The organism is Nocardia sp. NPDC004722 (assembly GCF_053601505.1).
The window spans coordinates 1-2,676 of the sequence record NZ_JBSGBY010000867.1; the positions used below are offsets into that span (position 1 = coordinate 1).

Genomic DNA, 2,676 nt, shown 5'->3' on the forward strand with positions numbered 1-2,676 from the left:
CGAACAGCGCGGATTCACCGTGACCGATATCGACACCGCTACCGGGTGGCGTGCCCGTGGCCGCTATCCCGCACAGCCCGCGTTGAAGGACCTCGGGGTTTCCATCAATACCGTGAAAACGCATATGCGTGGCATCTACGGGAAATTGGGGACCAGTTCGCGCACCGACGCGCTGGATCGGGCGCGCCGGACCGGATTGCTCTGAACGCTATTCAGGGTCGCCGATCAAGGGAAAGGGCCGGTGCGGCGTGATGAGGGGTGTCGCCGCACCGGCCCGCCCGCTCGAAACCTGTCGGCCAGGAGGGGTATTTCGAGCGGGAAGTCGGTGACCTAGGCGCTGCCCCAGGCTTGCATCAGATAGGTGATCTGCGCGGCGATGGAGGTGATGGTCTGGGTCAGATCGAGGGTTGCCGAACCAAGCTGGATGAGCGGGAACTTCATTCTTGCTCCAGTTCACTGAGGATCATGTGGCGATCCTCAAGCTAATCCGAGTCCGTTTCGCGGTACTCACCCGAAACGGGTGAAAGGGCCCGCGCGAACCGAATTTCAGCAATCTGCTGGCTATGCTCCGGAGGCGACGTGCCCGCACAACCGGAGGTAGAGCTCGTGGCGATGGATCAGAGCAACGATTTCGACGTGGTGATCATCGGTTCCGGATTCGGCGGGAGTGTGACGGCGCTGCGGCTGGTGGAAAAGGGCTATCGGGTCGCGGTCCTCGAGGCCGGACGCCGGTACGCGGACGCCGATTTCGCCAAGACCAGCTGGCATCTGCGCGAATTCCTGTGGGCTCCCGCCCTGGGCTGCTTCGGAATTCAGCGCATTCATCCGCTCAGCAATTGCGTGGTGCTGGCCGGGGCGGGCGTCGGCGGCGGATCGCTGAATTACGCCAATACGCTCTACGTGCCGCACGACGGGTTCTTCGACAACCGGCAGTGGGCGCACATCACCGATTGGAAGAGCGAACTCGCGCCGCACTATGAGCAGGCCCGCAAGATGCTCGGCGTGGTCACCCACCCGTATTGGACGCCCGCCGACGAGGTGGTTCGCTCCGTCGCCGAGGAGATGGGCGTGGGAGACACCTTCATCCAGACACCGGTCGGTGTGTTCTTCGGTGAGCCGGGCAAGACGGTGCCGGACCCGTTCTTCGGTGGTGTCGGCCCCGACCGCACCGGCTGCATCGAATGCGGCGAATGCACCACCGGCTGCCGCCACGGCGCGAAGAACACGCTGCTGAAGAACTATCTCGGGCTGGCCGAACGCGGTGGGGCACAGATCTTTCCGCTCACCACGGTCACCGCGGTGACGCCGCGCTCCGACGGCAGCTGGACGGTCGGCACCAAACGCACCGGCAAGCTGCCCGGGATCGGGACGCGCACCTTCACCGCCCGGCACGTGGTGCTCGCCGCGGGCACCCGCGGCACCCAGAAGCTGCTGTTCAGCATGCGCGACCGCAAGATCCTGCCGCGACTCTCACGGCGGCTCGGGGAGCTGACCCGGACCAATTCCGAAGCCATTCTGGGCTCGTGCAAGCCGGAGGTGGATCCGGCCTACGACGGCACCCGGGGCGTGGCCATCACCTGCTCGTTCTATCCGAGCCCGGACACCCACATCGAGCCGGTGCGCTACGGCAAGGGCTCGAATGCCATGGGCCTGCTGCAGACGCTCATGGTCGACGGTGAGGATCCGGCCGATTCGTCGTCGCGGGTGACGCGGCTGGCCAAGCTCGCCGTGCGGCATCCCGGGCGGTTCCTGCGAGAGCTGAACGTGCGCAACTGGTCCGAGCGCACCATGTTGCTGCTGGTCATGCAGAATCTCGACAACTCCATCACCACTTACACCCGCCGCGGACTGTTCGGCCGCCGCTACGCGAGCCGCCAGGGCGAGGGTGAGCCGAGCCCCACCTGGATTCCGGTGGGGTACGAGGCGGCCAAGCGGATCGCGAAGCGGATGAAGGCGGAGCCGGCCACCTCCTGGGCCGATATCTTCAAAACGCCGATGACGGCGCACTTTCTGGGCGGCTGCGTGATCGGCACGGACGCGAACTCCGGTGTGATCGACCCCTATCACCGCGTGCACGGCTATCCGTCGCTGTACGTGGTCGACGGTGCGGCGGTCTCGGCGAATCCGGGAGTCAATCCGTCGCTGACGATTTCGGCACAGGCCGAGCGGGCCGCCTCGTTCTGGCCCAACCTCGGTGAGCCCGATCCCCGTCCGGCCCAGGGGAATCCGTATCGCCGCGTCCACCCCGTCGCACCGCACGCGCCGATCGTCCCGGCGGGAGCCCCGGCCGCGCTGATGCTGCCCATCGTGGGCGTGAACGGGTCACGCCCGTCGAGTTCGTAACACCATCCATTTCGACACCCCGACAGGAGAATTCATGCACCATGCGTCCGGGCAGATACTCAGCCATGCCGTCGGTGTGGCGATCAGTCCGCTGGCCCTGATCGCCATCATCCTGATCCTGGCCTCACCGCGCGGCAGAACGAACGCGCTCGCCTTCGTGGCGGGATGGGTGGCCACGGTCTCGGTGGTGTTCCTGGCGGTGATGGCGCTCGGTGAGGCCGCGGGCGCGCATCAGCGCCCTCGATCTGCTCGCGCACCAACCTGAAATCGGCCTGATCGCCGTAGTACGGATCCGGCACCGACCGCCCGTCCGCGAGCGGATCGAAACTGCGC

At 66.2% G+C, this 2,676-nt stretch carries 3 protein-coding genes and 1 pseudogene; 3 read left to right on the forward strand and 1 reads right to left on the reverse strand.

Annotation, left to right across the window (positions count from 1 at the left end; genetic code table 11):
- From ACWELQ_RS43205 to ACWELQ_RS43215, 3 genes are all read left to right on the forward strand, one after another.
- On the forward strand, positions 1-205 hold a 205-nt coding region (locus ACWELQ_RS43205), incomplete at its 5' end, for a helix-turn-helix transcriptional regulator (RefSeq protein ID WP_452402767.1).
- Positions 206-612: 407 nt separating this feature from the next.
- Positions 613-2,343 carry an FAD-dependent oxidoreductase gene (locus ACWELQ_RS43210; RefSeq protein WP_452402768.1) on the forward strand — a complete coding sequence of 577 codons (1,731 nt, stop codon included), beginning with the start codon at positions 613-615 and terminating at the stop codon, positions 2,341-2,343.
- Between the two features lie 34 nt (positions 2,344-2,377).
- Positions 2,378-2,608, forward strand: a complete 231-nt coding sequence (locus ACWELQ_RS43215; RefSeq protein ID WP_452402769.1) for a GAP family protein — start codon at positions 2,378-2,380, stop codon at positions 2,606-2,608.
- Here ACWELQ_RS43215 and ACWELQ_RS43220 read toward each other — a convergent pair.
- Positions 2,577-2,676: pseudogene (locus ACWELQ_RS43220) on the reverse strand (protein tyrosine phosphatase); the annotation flags it as partial. The gene ACWELQ_RS43215 and the pseudogene ACWELQ_RS43220 sit on opposite strands and share 32 nt — an antisense overlap.